At 64.1% G+C, this 18,168-nt stretch carries 15 protein-coding genes; 11 read left to right on the top strand and 4 right to left on the bottom strand.

The genetic code is table 11. The features are described 5' to 3' along the window. Positions 1 to 206: 206 nt before the first annotated feature. Positions 207 to 698 (bottom strand): nucleoside deaminase, encoded by a 492-nt coding sequence (locus FNL56_RS19665; RefSeq protein WP_143574656.1) that lies wholly within the window; start codon positions 696 to 698, stop codon positions 207 to 209. Positions 699 to 827: 129 nt separating this feature from the next. On the opposite strand from FNL56_RS19665, the gene FNL56_RS19660 reads away from it, so the two are divergent. From FNL56_RS19660 to FNL56_RS19640, 5 genes are all read left to right on the top strand, one after another. Next, on the top strand, positions 828 to 2,081 hold the full coding sequence (locus FNL56_RS19660) for an allantoate amidohydrolase (protein WP_168202972.1): 1,254 nt from the start codon (positions 828 to 830) through the stop codon (positions 2,079 to 2,081). Between the two features lie 104 nt (positions 2,082 to 2,185). Next, positions 2,186 to 2,581 carry a carboxymuconolactone decarboxylase family protein gene (locus tag FNL56_RS19655; protein WP_143578134.1) on the top strand — a complete coding sequence of 132 codons (396 nt, stop codon included), beginning with the start codon at positions 2,186 to 2,188 and terminating at the stop codon, positions 2,579 to 2,581. After that, positions 2,578 to 3,456 (top strand): dihydrodipicolinate synthase family protein, encoded by an 879-nt coding sequence (locus tag FNL56_RS19650; RefSeq protein WP_143574653.1) that lies wholly within the window; start codon positions 2,578 to 2,580, stop codon positions 3,454 to 3,456. The genes FNL56_RS19655 and FNL56_RS19650 overlap by 4 nt, the downstream gene beginning before the upstream one ends. Positions 3,457 to 3,533: 77 nt before the next feature. Continuing rightward, entirely contained in the window at positions 3,534 to 5,858 is a 2,325-nt protein-coding gene (locus tag FNL56_RS19645; protein ID WP_143574652.1) for a xanthine dehydrogenase family protein molybdopterin-binding subunit, read from the top strand. A 35-nt stretch (positions 5,859 to 5,893) separates the two neighbouring features. After that, on the top strand, positions 5,894 to 6,955 hold the full coding sequence (locus tag FNL56_RS19640) for an alcohol dehydrogenase (protein ID WP_143574651.1): 1,062 nt from the start codon (positions 5,894 to 5,896) through the stop codon (positions 6,953 to 6,955). 170 nt (positions 6,956 to 7,125) lie between these two features. Here the strand turns inward: FNL56_RS19640 and FNL56_RS19635 are convergent, their stop codons facing one another. From FNL56_RS19635 to FNL56_RS19625, 3 genes are all read right to left on the bottom strand, one after another. Continuing rightward, the gene (locus tag FNL56_RS19635) at positions 7,126 to 7,506 is read right to left on the bottom strand and encodes a helix-turn-helix domain-containing protein (protein WP_143574650.1); all 381 of its coding nucleotides are present in this window, start codon (positions 7,504 to 7,506) and stop codon (positions 7,126 to 7,128) included. Positions 7,507 to 8,167: 661 nt separating this feature from the next. Further along, positions 8,168 to 9,418: a serine hydrolase domain-containing protein gene (locus FNL56_RS19630; protein ID WP_143578132.1), complete on the bottom strand. Its 1,251-nt coding sequence runs from the start codon at positions 9,416 to 9,418 to the stop codon at positions 8,168 to 8,170. Between the two features lie 148 nt (positions 9,419 to 9,566). Next, the gene (locus FNL56_RS19625) at positions 9,567 to 10,013 is read right to left on the bottom strand and encodes a hypothetical protein (RefSeq protein WP_143574648.1); all 447 of its coding nucleotides are present in this window, start codon (positions 10,011 to 10,013) and stop codon (positions 9,567 to 9,569) included. Positions 10,014 to 10,423: 410 nt separating this feature from the next. Between FNL56_RS19625 and FNL56_RS19620 the strand changes: the two genes are divergently transcribed. From FNL56_RS19620 to FNL56_RS19595, 6 genes are all read left to right on the top strand, one after another. After that, a complete protein-coding gene (locus FNL56_RS19620) occupies positions 10,424 to 11,731 on the top strand; it encodes a CmpA/NrtA family ABC transporter substrate-binding protein (RefSeq protein WP_143574647.1) in 1,308 nt (435 codons plus the stop codon). Positions 11,732 to 11,782: 51 nt separating this feature from the next. Beyond that, positions 11,783 to 12,709, top strand: a complete 927-nt coding sequence (gene ntrB / locus FNL56_RS19615) for a nitrate ABC transporter permease (RefSeq protein ID WP_168202971.1) — start codon at positions 11,783 to 11,785, stop codon at positions 12,707 to 12,709. A gap of 26 nt (positions 12,710 to 12,735) precedes the next feature. Then, positions 12,736 to 13,530: an ABC transporter ATP-binding protein gene (locus FNL56_RS19610; RefSeq protein WP_143574646.1), complete on the top strand. Its 795-nt coding sequence runs from the start codon at positions 12,736 to 12,738 to the stop codon at positions 13,528 to 13,530. A 213-nt stretch (positions 13,531 to 13,743) separates the two neighbouring features. Further along, positions 13,744 to 14,169: a globin family protein gene (locus FNL56_RS19605; RefSeq protein ID WP_143574645.1), complete on the top strand. Its 426-nt coding sequence runs from the start codon at positions 13,744 to 13,746 to the stop codon at positions 14,167 to 14,169. Positions 14,170 to 14,178: 9 nt separating this feature from the next. Next, on the top strand, positions 14,179 to 15,387 hold the full coding sequence (locus FNL56_RS19600) for an NAD(P)/FAD-dependent oxidoreductase (protein WP_143574644.1): 1,209 nt from the start codon (positions 14,179 to 14,181) through the stop codon (positions 15,385 to 15,387). Next, positions 15,387 to 18,083, top strand: a complete 2,697-nt coding sequence (locus FNL56_RS19595) for a nitrate reductase (RefSeq protein ID WP_143574643.1) — start codon at positions 15,387 to 15,389, stop codon at positions 18,081 to 18,083. Before FNL56_RS19600 ends, FNL56_RS19595 begins: the two co-directional genes overlap by 1 nt. The last annotated feature ends 85 nt before the right edge of the window (positions 18,084 to 18,168 follow it).

Genomic DNA, 18,168 nt, shown 5'->3' with positions numbered 1-18,168 from the left:
GGAGAAGCGAGTGGGTAATTGTGTGCTAAACCGGAATGCAGCGTAAATCTCTAAAAAGCGTCATCATGTGCACAGCGTTTCAGCAAATCTCACGTTCTGCATCAATTGTCGGCGTCAAACCCGCACAGGGTGTGTCAAGCGGCGGGGTCCGTGCCTCAGTCCTTGCTGCAGCAGGCGTGGTGCCGCGCGGACGGCGACGCCGCTAGCTAGTCCTGCGTCGCCCAGAAACCTTCATGCTGGGCTGCGGCTTCGTCCTCCAGCAGCGGGCCGATCACCTCGATCGTCTTCTGGCCCGCCGCGAACACCGTGCGGCAGGGCAGGTCGAGCGTGGGGTTTTCCGGATGCGCCCCGGTGATGGCTTTCAATCTGGATTCGCCCAGGCCAAACACGACGCGGCCGATGCCCACCCAGTAGATTGCACCAGCACACATCGCGCACGGTTCGGCCGATGAATAAAGCGTGCTGCCCGCCAGCACCGCGGCCGACAGGCTGGTCGCTGCGGCCGAGCACAACAGCCTTTCTGCATGGGCGGTGCCGTCATGCGAGGGCATGAAGCCGTTCTCTGTTTCCAGCAGCAACTGGCCTTCGGAATCGACCAGCACGGCACCGAACGGGTGGTTGCCGTTGGCCACCGCGCGGTGGCTGGCGTCGAAGGCGCGGCGGAGATAGAACTCGTCACGCGTGGACTGATCGTTCATTGTCTCTCCTGTCCTCTGTTCGCTGAAAGGCGCTCGGACACTGCGGATTGGCCTGAGCCAATAGCCGAATTATACTGAAACGTCCCTCACCGCGGCAATGTCGCGGGCCACCAAAGAAGCATGATTGCCATGGAAGCGAAAGTCGCCCCGATCGTGTCGCTCGGCGCCGAGATCGTCGAACGCATCCATAGGCTGGCGGCGATTTCGGAGACGGCGGACGTTATCACGCGCGTCTTCCTCACGGCCGAGCACCGGGCCGCGGCGGAGCTGCTGATGGGCTGGATGCGCGACGCGGGAATGACCGCACAGCTCGACGCAATCGGCAATGTCTGCGGACGCTACGAAGGCGACCGGCCGGGCCTGCCGTGCCTGATGATCGGCTCGCATTTCGACACCGTCCGCGACGCCGGCCGCTGGGACGGGCCGCTCGGGGTGATCGCCGCCATCGCCTGCGTCGGCGACCTCAACCGGCGCGGCAAGCGGTTGCCCTTCGCGCTGGAAGTGACCGGCTTTGCCGATGAGGAGGGCGTGAGATTCGCCTCGACGCTGCTCGGCAGCCGCGCCGTCGCCGGCACCTTCAATGAAAGTGCGCTGGGCAGCAAGGACCGCTCGGGCCTCACCATGCGTGAGGCGATGGTCGCGTTCGGGCTCGACCCCGAGCACATCGGTGCCGCGGCGCGGGCGCGCAGCGAACTGCTGGGTTATGTCGAGCTGCATATCGAGCAGGGGCCGGTGCTGGAAGCCAAGCAGCTTCCGGTCGGCGTGGTCACCGCGATTGCCGGGGCGACGCGGCTGGCGGTGGAGCTGCGCGGCATGGCCGGCCACGCCGGCACCGTGCCGATGGCGCTGCGTCGCGACGCGCTGGCGGGGGCGGCGGAATGCATCGTGGCGATCGAGGAATTCTGCGCCAGCGACCGGGACGGGCTGGTCGGCACGGTCGGCTACATCAACGCGATGCCGGGCGCGACCAATGTGATTCCAGGCATGGTGTCGTTCACCATCGACATGCGCAGCCCGCGCGATTCCTTTCGCAAGCTGGCGGTCGCCGACGTGGTGCGCCAGATCGAGGAGATCGCCAGGCGCCGGCATCTGGCGCTGGAGATCAACGTCACCCATGAGAACCGCACCGTGCCTTGCGCGGCTTGGTTGCAGCAGCAGGTCGCCGAGGCGGTGAAGGACGAGGGCTACCCGGTGTTCGAATTGCCGAGCGGGGCAGGCCATGACGGCATGGCGATGATCGACATCGCTGACGTGGCGATGCTGTTCGTGTGCTGCCGCGGCGGTATCAGCCACCATCCCGCCGAGCACGTCGAGCCGGCGGATGTCGAAGCCGGCGCGCGCGTGCTGCTGCGGCTGATCGAGAATTTCCGGGCGAACGCCTGACACCACTATCCTCCGCGCGTCGTCGACGCAGGCTCGTGCCCGTTGACATTCGCGCGGCGGCTCCCGAAGCTGGTCTTAACGAGTAAAAAAATCAGGAGGATGCGGTGGGCGACAGCGAGTTTTTCAAACAGGGCCTCGAGGTCCGGCGCGACGTGCTGGGCAAGGACTATGTCGATGGCAGCCGTGCGAAGGCCGACGATTTCATGATGGCGTTTCAGGACATCACGACGTCGTGGTGCTGGGGCTATGCCTGGACACGGCCGGGGCTCGATCGCAAGACCCGCAGTATGCTCAATCTGGCGATGCTCACGGCTCTCAAGGCCCCGAACGAGCTGAAGCTGCATGTCAAGGGCGCGCTGACCAACGGCGTCACCGTCGAGGAGATCAAGGAGATCCTGCTGCATGCCACGGTGTATTCCGGCATTCCCGCAGGGCTTGAGGCGTTCAAGGCCGCACATGAGGTGCTGAAGGCGGAAGGCGTGTTGAAGGACGCCGGGTGAGCGCCGCTTTCCACGGCGTCTTTCCGTATCTGGTCTCGCCCACGGACGCCGACGGAAGGATCCGCACCGAGGTGCTCGGCCGGTTGTGCGATGAACTGATCGGGGCCGGCGTGCACGGCCTCACGCCACTCGGCTCGACCGGCGAGATCGCCTATCTTGGCCGCGAGCAGCGCCGCACGGTGGTGCAGGCGACGATCGAAGCCGCGCAGGGGCGCGTGCCGGTGGTGGCCGGTGTTGCCTCGACATCGACGGTGGACGCCGTGGCGCAGGCGAAATCGTACCAGAAACTCGGAGCCGACGGCATTCTCGCGATTCTAGAGGCGTATTTCCCGCTCAAGGACGCCCAGGTCGAATCCTATTTTCGCGCCATTGCGGATGCCGTCGATATCCCTGTCGTGATCTACACCAATCCGCAATTCCAGCGTTCCGATCTGACGCTCGACGTCGTCGCGCGGCTCGCCGAACATCCGCGGATTCGCTACATCAAGGACGCCTCGACCAATACCGGGCGGCTGCTGTCGATCATCAACCGCTGCGGCAGCGAGCTGCAGGTGTTTGCGGCCTCCGCGCACATTCCCGCGGCTGTGATGCTGATCGGCGGCGTCGGCTGGATGGCCGGTCCGGCCTGCGTGGCGCCGAAGCAGAGCGTGGAATTGTACGACCTGTGCAAGGCGCAGCGCTGGAACGAGGCGATGGCGCTGCAACGCCGGATGTGGCGGCTCAACGAAGCCTTCGCACGTTACAATCTGGCCGCCTGCATCAAGACCGGGCTGTCGATCCAGGGCTATGAGGTCGGCGATCCCCTCGCGCCGCAGGCGGCGCTCACGGCGGATGAACGCCGGGTCATCGAAGCGGTGCTGCGGGAGCTCGGCTGACCTGCGGCGGGGATGTTGGCTGCCGCGCGGCTTATGGGTTAGAACGCAGTGCAGCCTGTCTGCCAAAGGACCTCCTGATGAACATTCTGCCCGGTAATCTGCGTTTCGGCGCTGGCCTCTCGCCCAAGCGCCTTGAGGACAAGCGACTTCTCACCGGGAAGGGCCTTTTCATCGACGACAAGCCGGAAGACGGCGCGTTGTGGCTGCATGTGCTGCGCTCGCCGCATGCCCACGCGAAAATCATCTCGATCGATTGCGCCGCTGCGAAAGCGATGCCCGGCGTCACCGCCATCTACACCGGCGCGGACCTGGTCGCCGAAGACGTAGGCACGCTGCCGACGCTGCCGATCTTCAAGCGGCCCGACGGCTCGCCGGCGACCTTTCCGCCGCGCCGTTTGCTGGCGCACGAGATCGTGCGCTATGCCGGCGAAACGGTCGCCGCCATCGTCGCAACCTCGCGCACGGCCGCGCAACTCGCCGCCGAAGCGATCGACGTGCAATATGAGGTTATGCCGGCGGTGGTAGATCTTGCCACGGCGACCGAGCCCGGCGCGCCGAAGGTGTGGCCGGATGCCCCGGACAATATCGTCGCCGTGATGAGCTATGGCGACGCCGCCAATGTAGATGCCGCCTTCGCTGCGGCGAAGCACGTCGTCTCGCTCGACGTCACCAGCCAGCGCCTGGTCCCCTCGGCGATGGAGCCGCGCAGCACGATTGCCGAAGTCGACAAGAAGTCCGGCAAACTCACGCTGTTCGTGCAGAGTCAGACGCCGGCCTCGACCCGCGACATCCTGGCGGATTCGATCCTGAAGCGGCCGAAGGACAGCATCCGCGTGGTGGTCGGTGATATCGGTGGCGGCTTCGGCCAGAAGACCAGCCTGTATCCGGAAGACGGCATCGTCGCCTATGCGGCGGTCAAGCTCGGCCGCACCATTCGCTGGCGCGGTGACCGCACCGACGATTTCGTCGGCGGCACGCATGGCCGCGACCTCACCTCGATCGCCGCCATCGCACTCGATGCGAAAGGCCGCATCCAGGCCTATCGCGTCAAGTCGGTCGGCGGCACCGGCGCCTACATGTCCGGCACCGGCGTGATCATTCCGCTGGTGCTCGGACCCTTCGTGCAGACGAGCGTCTACGATTTGCAGAACGTGCATTACGACATCAAGGCGGTGATGACGCATACCGCGCCGGTCGGCGCCTATCGCGGCGCCGGGCGACCCGAGGCAGTGTTCATCATGGAGCGGCTGATGGACGCCGCGGCACGGCAGATCGGCATGGATCCGCGCACGATCCGCAAGGTCAACTACATCAAGCCGGCGCAGTTTCCCTACAAGAACGCGGTCGGCCAGACCTATGACAGCGGCGCTTTCGCGCATATGCTGGAGCGGGCGTCCGAACTGTCCGACTGGGATGGTTTTGCCGCCCGCAAGAAGGCGGCGAAGAAGAAGGGCCTGCTCTACGGCCGCGGCCTGACCAGCTACATCGAATGGACCGGCGGCCCCGGCACCAAGGAAACCGTGAAACTGCGCGCGACCGCCGAGGGCCGCGTCATCCTGCATTCCGGAACGCAGGCGATGGGGCAGGGGCTGCAGACCGCCTATTCGCAGCTGGTCGCGGAATCGCTAGGCATCGGCATGGACAAGATCGACGTGATCCAAGGGGATACCGACGTCATCGTCGGCATGGGCAGCGTCGGTTCGCGCTCGCTGTTCGTCGGCGGCACCGCGGCGGTCGTCTCGGCGCAGGACATGATCGCCAAGGCGCGCGAGAAGGCGTCGCATTTGCTGGAAGCCTCCGTCGACGACATCGAATATGCCGGCGGCTACCTCACCGTGGTCGGCACCGACAAGAAGATCGGCCTGTTCGAGATCGCCAAGGCCGAGAGCGGCGCCGAGCTCAGCGTCGAATCCACCGGCGTGGCCGACGGCCCGACCTGGCCGAACGGCACGCATATCTGCGAAGTCGAGATCGATCCGGAGACCGGCATCACCAATGTGGTGAAGTATACCACGGTCGACGATGTCGGCGTCGCGGTGAACCCGATGCTCGTCATCGGCCAGGTGCATGGCGGCGTCGTGCAGGGCATTGGCCAGGCGCTGTATGAAGGCGTGCATTACGATGCGGAAGGTCAGTTGCTCACTGCGACCTATCAGGACTACTGCATCCCGCGCGCCGCCGACGTGCCGCCGCTGTCGGTTACGCTCGATGGCTCGGCGCCCTGCGTGACCAATCCCCTGGGTTCGAAAGGCTGCGGCGAGTCTGGCGCGATCGGCGGGCCGCCCTGCATCACCAACGGCGTGCTCGATGCGCTGAGCGGCTATGGCATCACCCAGCTCGACACGCCGCTATCGCCGCTGAAAATCTGGGACGCGATCCGGAGCGCCGGCCCCCAAGCTTAAAAAAATACAACAAGAAACCACCGGAGAGGAACACCATGAAGAGCTATCAGGTCGCTGAATTCGAGGCACCGCTGGTGCTTGCCGAGATCGACACGCCGCAGCCGACCGGCACGCAGGTGCTGGTTCGCGTCAAGGCCGCGGGCGTATGCCACAGCGACCTGCATATCTGGGAGGGCGGCTATGAGCTCGGCCACGGCCGCAAGAGGCTGTCGCTGAAGGACCGCGGCATTTCGCTGCCGCGGACGATGGGCCATGAAACGGTCGGCGAGGTCGTGGCGTTCGGCCCGGACGCGCAGAACGAGCCGGGCGTGAAGATCGGCGACATCGCGCTGGTCTATCCCTGGATCGGCTGCGGCAAGTGCGCGGTGTGTCTGGCCGGCGACGAGAACATGTGCCTGAAGCCGAACTGTCTCGGCGTGCATTGCGACGGCGGCTATTCCGACCACATCCTGGTGCCGCATCCGCGCTATCTGCTCGATCTGCAGGGGCTCGATCCCGTCACCGCCGCGCCCTATGCCTGCTCCGGCGTCACGACCTACAGTGCGTTGAAGAAAGTCGAAAGCGATCTCGGCAATCCGATCGTGATTTTCGGCGCCGGCGGCCTCGGCCTGATGGCACTCGCGCTGCTCAAGGCGATGGGCGGCAAGGGCGCCATCGTCGTCGATATCGACGCCCGCAAGCGCGAGGCTGCGATCAAGGCTGGCGCGCTGGGTGCTGTCGATGGCAACGCGCCGGACGCGCTGGAGCAACTCGCCAAAGCCGCAGGCGGGCCTATCCTGTCGGTGATCGATCTGGTCGGTACGCCCTCGACGACGCAACTCGGCTTCGATGCGCTGTCGAAAGGCGGCAAATTGATCATGGTCGGGCTGTTCGGTGGCGGCGCCACCTGGGCGCTGCCCTTGATCGCGATGAAGGCGTTGACCATCCAGGGCAGCTATGTCGGCAATCTGCGTGAAACCCGTGAATTGCTCGAACTGGTGCGGACCAGGCACGTCGCGCCGATCCCGGTGATCCCGCTGCCGTTTGCGCAGGCCAACGCAGCGCTGGACGATCTTCGGGCCGGCAGACTTATCGGCCGCGCCGTGCTGACGCCGTAATTCTCACTGGATGGAAAATGCGCCGGCGGCGCGCCGGTCACTCATTCCTGTGATCGCAAGGAAGGCCGGCCCGCCGCCGCGCGTGTCAGCGCGCGCGGGGCACAGCGCAGAACTTCTCAGTGGCTGAGAAAGCTATCCAATTTAGCGAATCAGAGAAGATAGCCTGCGGCTTAGGCGGGCAATTTCTCTTCGTCCGCGATCGACTCCATCAAAGCGACCATCTGGCGCTGAACGGTCTGGCTCTTGATTCGGCTATACGCGCGCAGCAGGCGCAGGCTGAAGGCGCTGTCGAGAAACAGCAGGCTTTCGACTTCGCGCGTCTTGCCGTCGCCGTCGTAGAAGAACGTCACCGGGACGTCGAGCGCGGTCGCAATTTGCTGCAAACGTGCTGCACCAACGCGATTCACGCCTTTTTCGTACTTCTGGACCTGCTGGAAACTGACGCCCAATTGCTCGCCCAAATCCGCCTGCGAGATTTTCTGCTCGACACGACGAAGGCGGATTCTTTTGCCCATCTCGATGTCGGGTTTGCCGGCGCTGCGCTGCTTCATTCGTCACCATTCAGTTTGTTGATACGGAAAATCTGATATTTTCTTGTTTGCTTTTTTTGTCGCCTGGTCCTCAACCTTCGGCCAATCGCCCATCCTTATACACAGCCTGAGCGCGAGGGGATGGAAGAATTCATCTTTCAACCACCGAAATTCAACAGGGTAAAGGATTCGACGATCAACAAGATCATGTCGTAACTCGGAGGTAACGGGTTGCAGCGTCAAAACCGCAGATAGGTCGATGTGAATCACTATGCCGAATGCCAGAATTCCCGCTCACTGCGAAATGTAGCCCGGAAGCAATTCCAGTCCTGTCCTTTTTGACACAGTCCAGACTACCGATGTGTCTCACCCCACGCGCATGGATTCAGCTGGAGCATCGCCGGAACCGTCACGTTTATCCTTAGCGTCTGGCGGGCAGCCTGCTACATCACGTTCTCGTGCATTCGGTTCCGTTCAAGCTAGCCGCGACCGGTTGGTTTCAAATTATGTCCGCGCGCAACCGAGCACCGCAGGCGATTATGCCACCACTGATAGCAGCGGCATTGTGCTGGCAGTCTGCGGTATCCAGCATGAGACCGTACCAATTCACTCGGCGTCGCAATTTTGCCCAAAGAACTTATTGCATACCGATGCTGTCAAAATCACGGCGTCGTCACGGTCGTCAAATATTACTGTCGGTGATGGCTGCATAAATCATGCTGCGCAGTTCGCGGCGCACCTGAGTGGCGCTGGATGGTAGTAACTGGGTCATCAGGATCGCGATCATGTCTTCGGCTGGATCGATCCAGAACGCGGTGCCCGCGGCGCCGCCCCAGGCATACTCGCCGGCGCTGCCGGCGATCATCGCCCGGGCTGGATCCATAGTTACCGAAAGGCCGAGGCCAAAACCGATCCCGGCATAGTTGGCTTCTGAGAACATCGACGTCGACATCTCCGTAAGATCACGGTGTCCTGGCAGATGGTTAGCCGTCATCAGCGCCAGCGTCTTCGGGCCGATCAGGCGCACGCCGTCCAGTTCGCCGCGATTCAGCAAGGCGCGGCAGAAGGTGAGATAGTCGGCCATGGTCGAGCACAGCCCGCCGCCGCCGGAGATGAACGATGGCGGCGTCAGGAATGAACTGGTGGCGGGATCGTCCTGAAGCACCTTGCCGCCGCGGCCATCGACGGCGTAGCAGGCCGCCAGCCGGTGCGCCTTTTCGGCAGGCACATGAAAACCTGTATCGGCCATGCCCAGCGGATCGAAGATGCGCTGCTGCAGGAATTGGTCGAATGGCTGCCCCGCAATCTTCTCGATGAGATAACCAAGCACGTCGGTGGATACCGAATAATTCCAGGCGTCGCCCGGCGAGAATTCCAGCGGGATGGTCGCAAGGTCGGCGACCATCGAGGCCATGGTGCCGGCCTTCTCGATCTCGCCGATCTTGAGCGCGCGGTAGGCGGCATCGACATTGGTGCGCTGCTGGAAGCCGTAGGTCAGCCCCGACGTATGGCGCAACAGGTCGATCACCAGCATCGGCCGCGCCGGTGGCCGGGTCAGAAACGGCGCCGTTACGCCGCTGCGGTACACGCCGAGATCTTTCCATTGCGGAATGTACTTGTGCACGGGCTCGTCGAGCGCGACGCGGCCTTCCTCCACCAGCATCATGAAGGCCACCGAGGTGATCGGCTTGGTCATCGAATAGATCCGGAAGATGCTGTCCTCACCCAACGGGATGTTGCGCTCGACATCGGCGAGGCCCTGCACGGCATGGTGCGCGATGCAGCCGCGTCGCCAGACCAGGAGCTGCGTGCCGGCAAAGCGACCGGCGTCGATGTAGTTGCGCTTCAGATGGGCATCGACGCTAGCCAACGCTGCGCCGGACATGCCGGCCTGTTCGGGCGAAGACGCGGAGAGCGAGTTTCGGGACTGCATCGCAATATCACTCCAGTATGTTGTCGAGCCCGAGCGCGGGACAGGGGACATGAACGAGCGGATTGGCCTTGCGATCTTACGCGTTGGCCACGATTACCATACTGTCTGGCGCTTTTCGCCGCGTCGGCGACATCGCCTGACCCGTCGCTCAGGCTCCCTCGCTCCAGTCGCGCTGGCCGAGGTCGTGCATGCTCTCCAGGAAGAATTGGTCGAATTGAAACGGCGGTTCGGGCGCCTGGCCGGCTTTTGCCATCACCGCATTCAGCTCCGCCCCGAGTTCGCCGACGCGCTCGGCGAAAATTGCCAGGCCGTCACGCTCGGGGCTTCCGACCACTTCGAACAGGCTCGCCTTGGTGACGTCGATTCGCCGGGCGACGACGCCGATGCCCGCATTGAGCGCATCGGTGCGCAGCGCGTCGAGTTTTCGCCCGAGCATGTCGAAATGTTGGATCGCCGCGGCGGCGTTGGCCTTTAGGTCGGCCTCGGCCTGCGACAGGATGGCGGCTGCCGATACCGCGAGCGCAGCCTTCAGCGTGGTCGCGGCGTCTCGCAGTGCTGCGGGAATCGGATCGGGATATGGGGCGGATAGGGGCATTCGCGGGTCCGTTCGATCGGGAGTTCGCTCTCTCTTAGCACCGATGCCGGTCTCCTGTGGCGGCGCATCACGGCATCGTGCCGCCGCCTGCCTGCTTCGGGTGCGTCGCACAAGAATTGAGCGTTGCGCAAGTTTTGGGTGCGCCGGCGCCTGGCACTGTTCTTCGGCCGAATACCTAAGCTTATGTAAAAAATCAGCTTTCAACGCGTATCCATTGTGGCACGAAGTTTGAATAGTTCTTACTGACGCCATTGTAGCCGTCACCATCCATCACACGCCGCACTGCCATCATGGGGGCGTCCCCCAGACGCGCCGCTATGTCTGTTCGCCTTCCGGTCCGAAGCGCGCTGCGACGTAACGGGGTGGAAATGGCGATGCTGGCCTTCAGGCTTGAAAGGACGATCGCGACGATGACGAAGTCAGTGACCCCATTGCCCCGCAAGTTGAGCCGCCGCCAATTGCTGAAGGCCGGCGCCGGGACCGCAGCCCTGCTGGCCGCCGTGAAGCTGAATTTCCCCGCCGGCGCCTTCGCGCAGGGCGCAGGCCCCGAAGTGAAGGGCGCCAAGCTAGGCTTCATCGCGCTGACCGATGCGGCCCCGCTGTTCATTGCCAAGGAGAAGGGCATTTTCGCCAAATACGGCCTGCCGGAAACCGAAGTCCTGAAGCAGGCGTCGTGGGGCACCACGCGCGACAATCTGGTGCTCGGCTCCGAAGGCAACGGTATCGACGGCGCCCATATCCTGACGCCGATGCCCTATTTGATTTCCGCCGGCAAGGTCACGCAGAATAACGTGCCGACGCCGATGTACATCCTGGCGCGCCTCAATCTGAACGGCCAGAGCATCTCGGTCGGCAAGGAATATGCCGAGCTCAAGATCGGCCTCGACACCGCGCCGTTCAAGGCGGCGATCGAGAAGAAGAAAGCCACCGGCAAGTCGGTCAAGGCGGCGATGACCTTCCCCGGCGGTACGCATGATTTGTGGATCCGCTATTGGCTGGCTGCCGGCGGCATCGATCCCGACAAGGACATCGAAACCATCGTGGTGCCGCCGCCTCAGATGGTCGCCAACATGAAGGTCGGCACGATGGACTGCTTCTGCGTCTGCGAGCCGTGGAACCTGCAGTTGATCCACCAGAACATCGGCTACACCGCGCTGACCACCGGCGAACTCTGGAACAAGCATCCGGAGAAGTCGCTCGGCATGCGCGCCGCCTGGGTCGACAAGAACCCCAGGGCCGCCAAGGCGCTGCTGATGGCGGTGATGGAAGCGCAGCAATTCTGCGAGAAGTCGGAAAACCGCGACGAGGTCGCCGCGATCAACGCCAAGCGGCAGTGGATCAACTGCCCGGTGGAAGACGTCACCGACCGCGTCAGGGGCAAGTTCGACTACGGCACCGGCCGCGTCGTCGAGAATTCGCCGCACATCATGAAGTTCTGGGACGACTTCGCCTCCTACCCCTACCAGAGCCATGACCTGTGGTTCATGACCGAGGACATCCGCTGGGGCAAGTACGACGCCGGCTTCGACTCCAAGGCGCTGATCGCCAAGGTCAACCGCGAAGACCTCTGGAAGGAAGCCGCCAAGGAGATGGGCGTCACTGCGATGCCGACCTCGACCTCGCGCGGCAAGGAGACCTTCTTCGACGGCAAGGTGTTCGATCCGGAGAACCCCGCAGCCTACCTGAAGTCGCTCGCCATCAAGCGCGTCGAGGTCTGAACCGTTCAGCCGCGACTTGCCCGACGATGAACTGAGCACGGAGACATTGCGATGAACATGCAAGCCATCAACACCGAAACCGCGGCAGCTTTGGCAAACCCGAAATCCGGTGCGGCCATCGCCGCACCGAAGGCGGGTTTGCCGGTCGTCGCGATGTCTCCGGCGAGACCTGCCGGTCCCGGCAAATTCCGCAAGATGGCCGGCGAGGTCGCGGTTCGCGTGATCCCGCCGCTGGTGGTTTTCGTGCTGCTGATGGTGTTCTGGGAGCTGGTGTGCCGGCGCGCGGGATCGACCCTGCCGCCGCCGTCAAAGGTCTATGCCGACACCAAGGAGTTGATCTTCGATCCGTTCTTCGACCGGGGCGGCATCGACAAGGGCCTGTTCTGGCATCTCTCCGCCAGCCTGCTGCGCGTCGCCTACGGCTATTCGCTGGCCGCTATCGCCGGCATCGCCTTGGGCACGCTGGTCGGCCAGTCGGTCTGGGCGATGCGCGGGCTCGATCCGATCTTCCAGGTGCTGCGCACCATCCCGCCTTTGGCCTGGCTGCCGCTGGCGCTTGCCGCGTTCCGCGACGGCCAGCCGTCGGCGATCTTCGTGATCTTCATCACCTCGATCTGGCCGATCATCATCAATACTGCGGTCGGCATCCGCAACATTCCGCAGGACTATCGCAACGTCGCGGCCGTGGTGCAGCTCAACCCGATCGAGTTCTTCACCAAGGTGATGCTGCCGGCGGCGGCGCCCTATATCTTCACCGGCCTGCGTATCGGCATCGGGCTTTCCTGGCTGGCGATCATCGCGGCAGAAATGTTGATCGGCGGCGTCGGCATCGGCTTTTTCATCTGGGACGCCTGGAATTCTTCGCATATCAGCGAAATCATCCTGTCGCTGTTCTACGTCGGCATCATCGGCTTCATTCTCGACCGCATGATCGCCGGCTTAGGCAACCTCGTCACCCACGGCACTTCAGTCAGTTGAAATTTGGGTCAGCCAAGGAAACGATCATGAAGCCCTATCTGAAGCTCGATCACATCGACAAGGTTTTTACCCGCGGCAACGTATCGTCCGAGGTGCTGAAGGACATCAACCTGACGCTGGCCAAGGGCGAATACGTCTCGATCATCGGCCACTCCGGCTGCGGCAAGTCGACGATGCTCAACATCATCGCCGGCCTGACCACCGCGACGATGGGCGGCGTACTGCTGGAGGACCGCGAGGTCAATTCGCCGGGGCCGGACCGCGCCGTGGTGTTTCAGAACCACAGCCTGCTGCCGTGGCTCACCGTCTATCAGAACGTTCAGCTCGGCGTCGACAAGGTGTTCGCCCGGTCGAAGAGCAAGAAGGAACGCGAGGCCTGGATCGTGCATAATCTCAACCTCGTGCAGATGACCCACGCCAAGGACAAGCGGCCTTCGGAGATCTCCGGCGGCATGAAGCAGCGCGTCGGCATTGCGCGCGCGCTGGCGATGGAGCCGAAGGTGTTGCTGCTCGACGAGCCCTTTGGTGCGCTGGACGCGCTGACCCGCGCGCATCTGCAGGATTCGGTGATGGCGCTGCACCAGAAGCTAGGCAACACCATCGTCATGATCACCCATGACGTCGACGAGGCGGTGTTGCTATCGGACCGCATCGTGATGATGACGAACGGCCCCAGCGCCACGATCGGCGAAGTGCTCGACGTGCCGCTGGCGCGGCCGCGCAGGCGGCTCGAGCTCGCGACCGATCCTGTCTATCTGAGCTGCCGCAAGCGCGTGCTGGAATTTCTGTACGAGCGCCACAAATTCGTCGAGGCGGCGTAGGGGCGCTCCACGCAATGGCATCTCCCCGTCATTGCGAGGAGCGAAGCGGCGCGGCAATCCAGAGAGCCGCAAACTAGGCAAGGCTGGATCGCTTCCTCGCCAAGAGGTTCCTCGCAATGACGGTGAAAGCGACAGAGCCGCGTTTCATTCTTGCTTCCTGAGGGTATGGGTCCCCGCTTTCGCGGGGACGACAGTGGAGAGAGGGAGACCACCATGACGCCGCAGCAGACCGAATTGATACAGCAGAGCTTCGCCAAAGTCGTCCCGATCGCCGATCAAGCGGCGGTGCTGTTCTACGATCGCCTGTTCGAGATCGCGCCTGATGTGAAGCCGATGTTTCACGATGCCGATATGGCCGAGCAGCGTCGCAAGCTGATGGAGACGCTCGGCATCGTGGTGACCGGGCTGTCGCGGCTGGAAACCGTGCTGCCCGCCGCTAGCGCGCTGGCCAAACGGCACGTCGGCTACGGCGCCAAGGACGAGCACTATCCGATCGTCGGATCTGCCTTGCCATGGACGCTGGAGAAGGGTCTCAGCGAGGCCTGGAACCCCGAACTCGCAGACGCCTGGACGACCGCCTACGGCACGCTGTCGGGCTACATGATTTCCGAGGCGCATGGTGCGCAGGCGGCCGAGTAAGGAAAAAACGTGAGCGAAGCGCTGGTCATCATCGGCAACGGCATGGCGGCGGCAAAGCTGGTCGACGAGCTCGCACAATGCGCGCTCGGCCGCTATGCCATCGCGGTGATCGGCGACGAGCCGCGGCTGGCCTATAACCGCGTGCTGCTGTCCTCGGTGCTGGCCGGCGAGGCGACCCATGACGAGATCGAGCTGCGCCCGGCATCATGGTGGCGCGACCGCGGCGTCACGCTGAAATACGGCGCAACGGCAGTTTCGATCGACATGACCGCACGCGAAGTCCGGACCTCGACCGGCAAGCCTGTGCCGTTCTCGAAGCTGGTGTTTGCCACCGGCTCCTCGGCGCTGCGGCTGCCGGTGCCCGGCGCCGAGCTCGCCGGCGTGCACACGTTTCGTGACAGCCACGATGTCGATGGGCTGCTCGACCTTGCCGCACAGAACAAGCGCGTCGTGGTGGTGGGTGGCGGGCTGCTCGGGCTGGAGGCGGCATACGGCCTCGCCAAGGCCGGCGCGAGCGTGACGCTGATCCATTTGATGGACCGTTTGATGGAGCGACAGCTCGATGCCGCTGCCGCCGCGCTGCTGAGAACACTTGTGGAGCGCAAGGGCGTCACGGTGCTGCTTGAGGCCAACACGGCCCGGATCTGTGGCGATGGATCCGTGCAAGGGGTTGAACTGACGGACGGTCGCCGGCTTGAGACCGATGCCGTGATCTTCGCGGCGGGCATCCGGCCCAATGCGTCGCTGGCGAGAGAGGCCGGCGTGCCAGTCAATCGCGGCATCGTGGTCGATGACCGGATGGCGACCGGAACCGAGAACATCTTTGCGCTCGGCGAATGTGCCGAGCATCGCGGCACTTGTTACGGGCTGGTCGCGCCGGCCTATGAACAGGCCAAAGTGTTGGCGCAGCATCTCGCAGGCGGCAGCGCTGCCTATGAAGGCAGCGTGCTCGCCACCAACTTGAAAGTGTCCGGCGTCAGCGTGTTCTCGGCCGGTGACTTTGTGGCGGCCGCAGGCAGCGAGACATTGCTGCTCAACGACATCCGCCACGGCATCTACAAGAAGCTGGTGATCGCCGAAGGCCGGCTGACGGGCGCGGTGCTCGTCGGTGATACCCACGATGCGTTGTGGTATCTCGAATTGATCCGCAGCGGTGCCGATGTCGCCCGGCTTAGAACGAACCTGATGTTCGGCCGCTCGCTCGCCGAGGCCGCGTGATGACGGCGATGGACCCGAACCTTCGCGCCACCAAGACGAGTTGTCCCTATTGCGGCGTCGGCTGCGGCGTGCTGGCCACGCCCGACGGGACCGGTGGTGCGGTGATCGCCGGTGATCCCGAGCATCCCGCCAATTTCGGCCGGCTGTGCTCGAAGGGCTCCGCGCTCGGCGAGACGCTAGGTCAGAGCGAACGACTGCTGCATCCGATGATTCGTGGTGAATCCGGCGCAATGCAGCAGGTGGCGTGGGGCACCGCGCTGGACCATGCGGCGGATCGCTTTCGTGCCATCATCAGGCAACACGGTCCGGACTCGGTGGCGTTCTATCTGTCCGGGCAATTGCTGACCGAGGATTATTACGTCGCCAACAAGCTGATGAAGGGATTCATCGGCAGCGCCAATGTCGATACCAATTCGCGGCTCTGCATGGCGTCGTCGGTCGCCGGCCACAAGCGCGCGTTCGGCGCCGACACCGTGCCGGGTTGCTATGAAGATCTCGACGAGGCCGACCTGCTGGTGCTGGCCGGCTCCAACGCCGCGTGGTGCCATCCGGTCTTGTACCAGCGCATGCTCGCCAATAAGCAGGCGCGCGGCGCCCGCATCGTGGTGATCGATCCGCGCCGCACCGGTACGGCGGGCGACGACGACCTGTTCCTCGGCCTGAAGCCCGGCACCGACACGGCATTGTTCAGTGGATTGCTGGCATACCTCGCGGACAACGGCGCCCTCGATCAGGACTATATCGACGCACATACGATGGGCTTCGACGCGGCACTGGCCCGCGCGCGAAACATCGCCGGCAGCGTGGCGGCAACGGCGTTGGCGACCGGCCTGCCGGAGACCGATGTCGCAGCCTTCTTTCACCTGTTCCGCAATACGCCGCGCGTCGTCACGCTGTATTCGCAGGGCGTCAACCAGTCGGCGCAGGGCACCGACAAGGTCAACGCCATCCTCAACTGCCATCTGGCGACGGGGCGGATCGGGCGGATCGGCATGGGCCCGTTCTCGCTGACCGGGCAGCCGAACGCGATGGGCGGCCGCGAGGTCGGCGGCCTTGCCAACCAGCTCGCCGCGCATATGGGGTTTACCCCGCCGGAAATCGATCGCGTCCGCCGGTTCTGGAAGGCGCCGCGCGTCGCCACGCACGAAGGCCTCAAGGCGGTGCAGATGTTCGAGGCGATCGCCCGCGGCGGAATTAAGGCGCTCTGGGTGATCGGCACCAACCCCGTCGTGTCACTGCCCAACGCGGATGCCGTGCGCGCGGCCGTCGGCACGCTCGACCTGTTCGTGGTGTCGGAGAATGTGCGGTCCAACGACACCGTGAACGCCGGCGCGCATGTGCTGCTGCCGGCTCACGCTTGGGGTGAGAAGTCCGGCACCGTTACCAATTCGGAACGCCGGATATCGCGGCAGCGCTCGTTCCTGAAGCCGGCCGGCGAGGCGATGCCGGACTGGTGGATTTTAAGCGAGGTCGCCAGACGTCTCGGCTTCGGCGCGGGCTTCAACTACAGCTCGGCGGCAGACATCTTTCGCGAACATGCCGCGCTGTCGGCGTTCGAGAACAATGGCCGCCGCGATTTCGATATCGGCGGGCTGGCCAAAGTCTCCGACGACGGCTTCGACAGCATGGCGCCGGTGCTGTGGCCGCTACGCGAAGGCACCACGCAGCCGCAGCCGCGCTTTTTCGCCGAAGGCGGATTCTACGCCAAGGATTTTCGCGCGCGCTTTATCGCCGTGGAGATGCCCGCGCTGCGCAGCGCGACTTCGGCGACACGGCCGTTGCGATTGAACACCGGCCGCATCCGCGACCAGTGGCACACCATGACCCGCACCGGCCTCAGCCCGCGGCTAGGCCAACATCTGCCGGAGCCGTTTGTCGAGATCCATCCGGATGATGCCGTGCCGGCCGGAGTCAGCGAGGGCGGCTATGCGAATCTCACGACCGATTACGGCACCTGCGTCCTGAAGGTGGTCATCAGCCCGCGCCAGCAGCGCGGCCTGCTGTTCGCGCCGATCCACTGGAATGACGAAACCGCGTCCTTTGCGCGAGTCGGCGCACTGGTGGCGCCGTTCGTCGATCCGTTCTCCGGCCAGCCCGAAAACAAGGCAACGCCGGTGTCGATCGCGCCAATGGCCTATGCGCAGCGCGGCTTCGTGCTGTCACGCAGGCCGCTGGACTTGCCTGAGCAAGCGCTGTGGACGCGGATCGCCGTCGCGGGCGGCGTCGGCTATGTCATCGCGCACAATTCCGATGTCGCGACGTGGAAGGAATGGCTTCAGCCCTTGCGCGGCGACGACGTTGCCGAGTTCGAGGACACCGCCCGCGGCGTGTTCCGTGCGGCGTCGTTCGTCGATGACAGGATCGAGACCTGCCTCTTCATCGGTCCTGCAATGGATGGCGTGGACTGGGATTCGGTCAAGACGCTGTTCGCCGCGGAGGCGGTCAGCGACGACCAGCGCCGCATGCTGCTGTCCGGCAAATCCGTCGATGGCCATGCCAGCGCCGGCCCCATCGTCTGCGCGTGCTTCGGCGTCGGTCGCACCACGATCTGCGATGCCATCGCCGCGGGGGCAGGCAGTGCCGCAGAGATCGGGGCGCAGCTCAAGGCCGGCACCAATTGCGGCTCGTGCATTCCGGAACTGAACCGGCTGATTGCGGGGGTGGCTAAGCCAAAGCAGTTGGTGGCGGTGAACTGAAAGAAATTGTCATTCCGGGGCGCGAGGGCGCAGCCCGAGCGAACCCGGAAGCCCGAGATGCCTTGATGAACATGTCGAGATCCCG

Source organism: Tardiphaga sp. vice304 (genome assembly GCF_007018905.1).
Classification (GTDB): Bacteria; Pseudomonadota; Alphaproteobacteria; order Rhizobiales; family Xanthobacteraceae; genus Tardiphaga.
The sequence above is the reverse complement of the archived record's forward strand: the minus strand, read 5'-3'. Positions and strand labels throughout refer to the sequence as shown.

Coding starts and splice junctions, on each gene's coding strand:
- FNL56_RS19645 (WP_143574652.1), top strand. CDS start 3,534: ATGAACATTCTGCCCGGTAATCTGCGTTTCGGCGCTGGCCTCTCGCCC.
- FNL56_RS19595 (WP_143574643.1), top strand. CDS start 15,387: ATGACGGCGATGGACCCGAACCTTCGCGCCACCAAGACGAGTTGTCCC.
- FNL56_RS19665 (WP_143574656.1), bottom strand. CDS start 698: ATGAACGATCAGTCCACGCGTGACGAGTTCTATCTCCGCCGCGCCTTC.
- FNL56_RS19605 (WP_143574645.1), top strand. CDS start 13,744: ATGACGCCGCAGCAGACCGAATTGATACAGCAGAGCTTCGCCAAAGTC.
- FNL56_RS19630 (WP_143578132.1), bottom strand. CDS start 9,418: ATGCAGTCCCGAAACTCGCTCTCCGCGTCTTCGCCCGAACAGGCCGGC.
- FNL56_RS19660 (WP_168202972.1), top strand. CDS start 828: ATGGAAGCGAAAGTCGCCCCGATCGTGTCGCTCGGCGCCGAGATCGTC.
- ntrB (WP_168202971.1), top strand. CDS start 11,783: ATGAACATGCAAGCCATCAACACCGAAACCGCGGCAGCTTTGGCAAAC.
- FNL56_RS19640 (WP_143574651.1), top strand. CDS start 5,894: ATGAAGAGCTATCAGGTCGCTGAATTCGAGGCACCGCTGGTGCTTGCC.
- FNL56_RS19635 (WP_143574650.1), bottom strand. CDS start 7,506: ATGAAGCAGCGCAGCGCCGGCAAACCCGACATCGAGATGGGCAAAAGA.
- FNL56_RS19620 (WP_143574647.1), top strand. CDS start 10,424: ATGACGAAGTCAGTGACCCCATTGCCCCGCAAGTTGAGCCGCCGCCAA.
- FNL56_RS19610 (WP_143574646.1), top strand. CDS start 12,736: ATGAAGCCCTATCTGAAGCTCGATCACATCGACAAGGTTTTTACCCGC.
- FNL56_RS19625 (WP_143574648.1), bottom strand. CDS start 10,013: ATGCCCCTATCCGCCCCATATCCCGATCCGATTCCCGCAGCACTGCGA.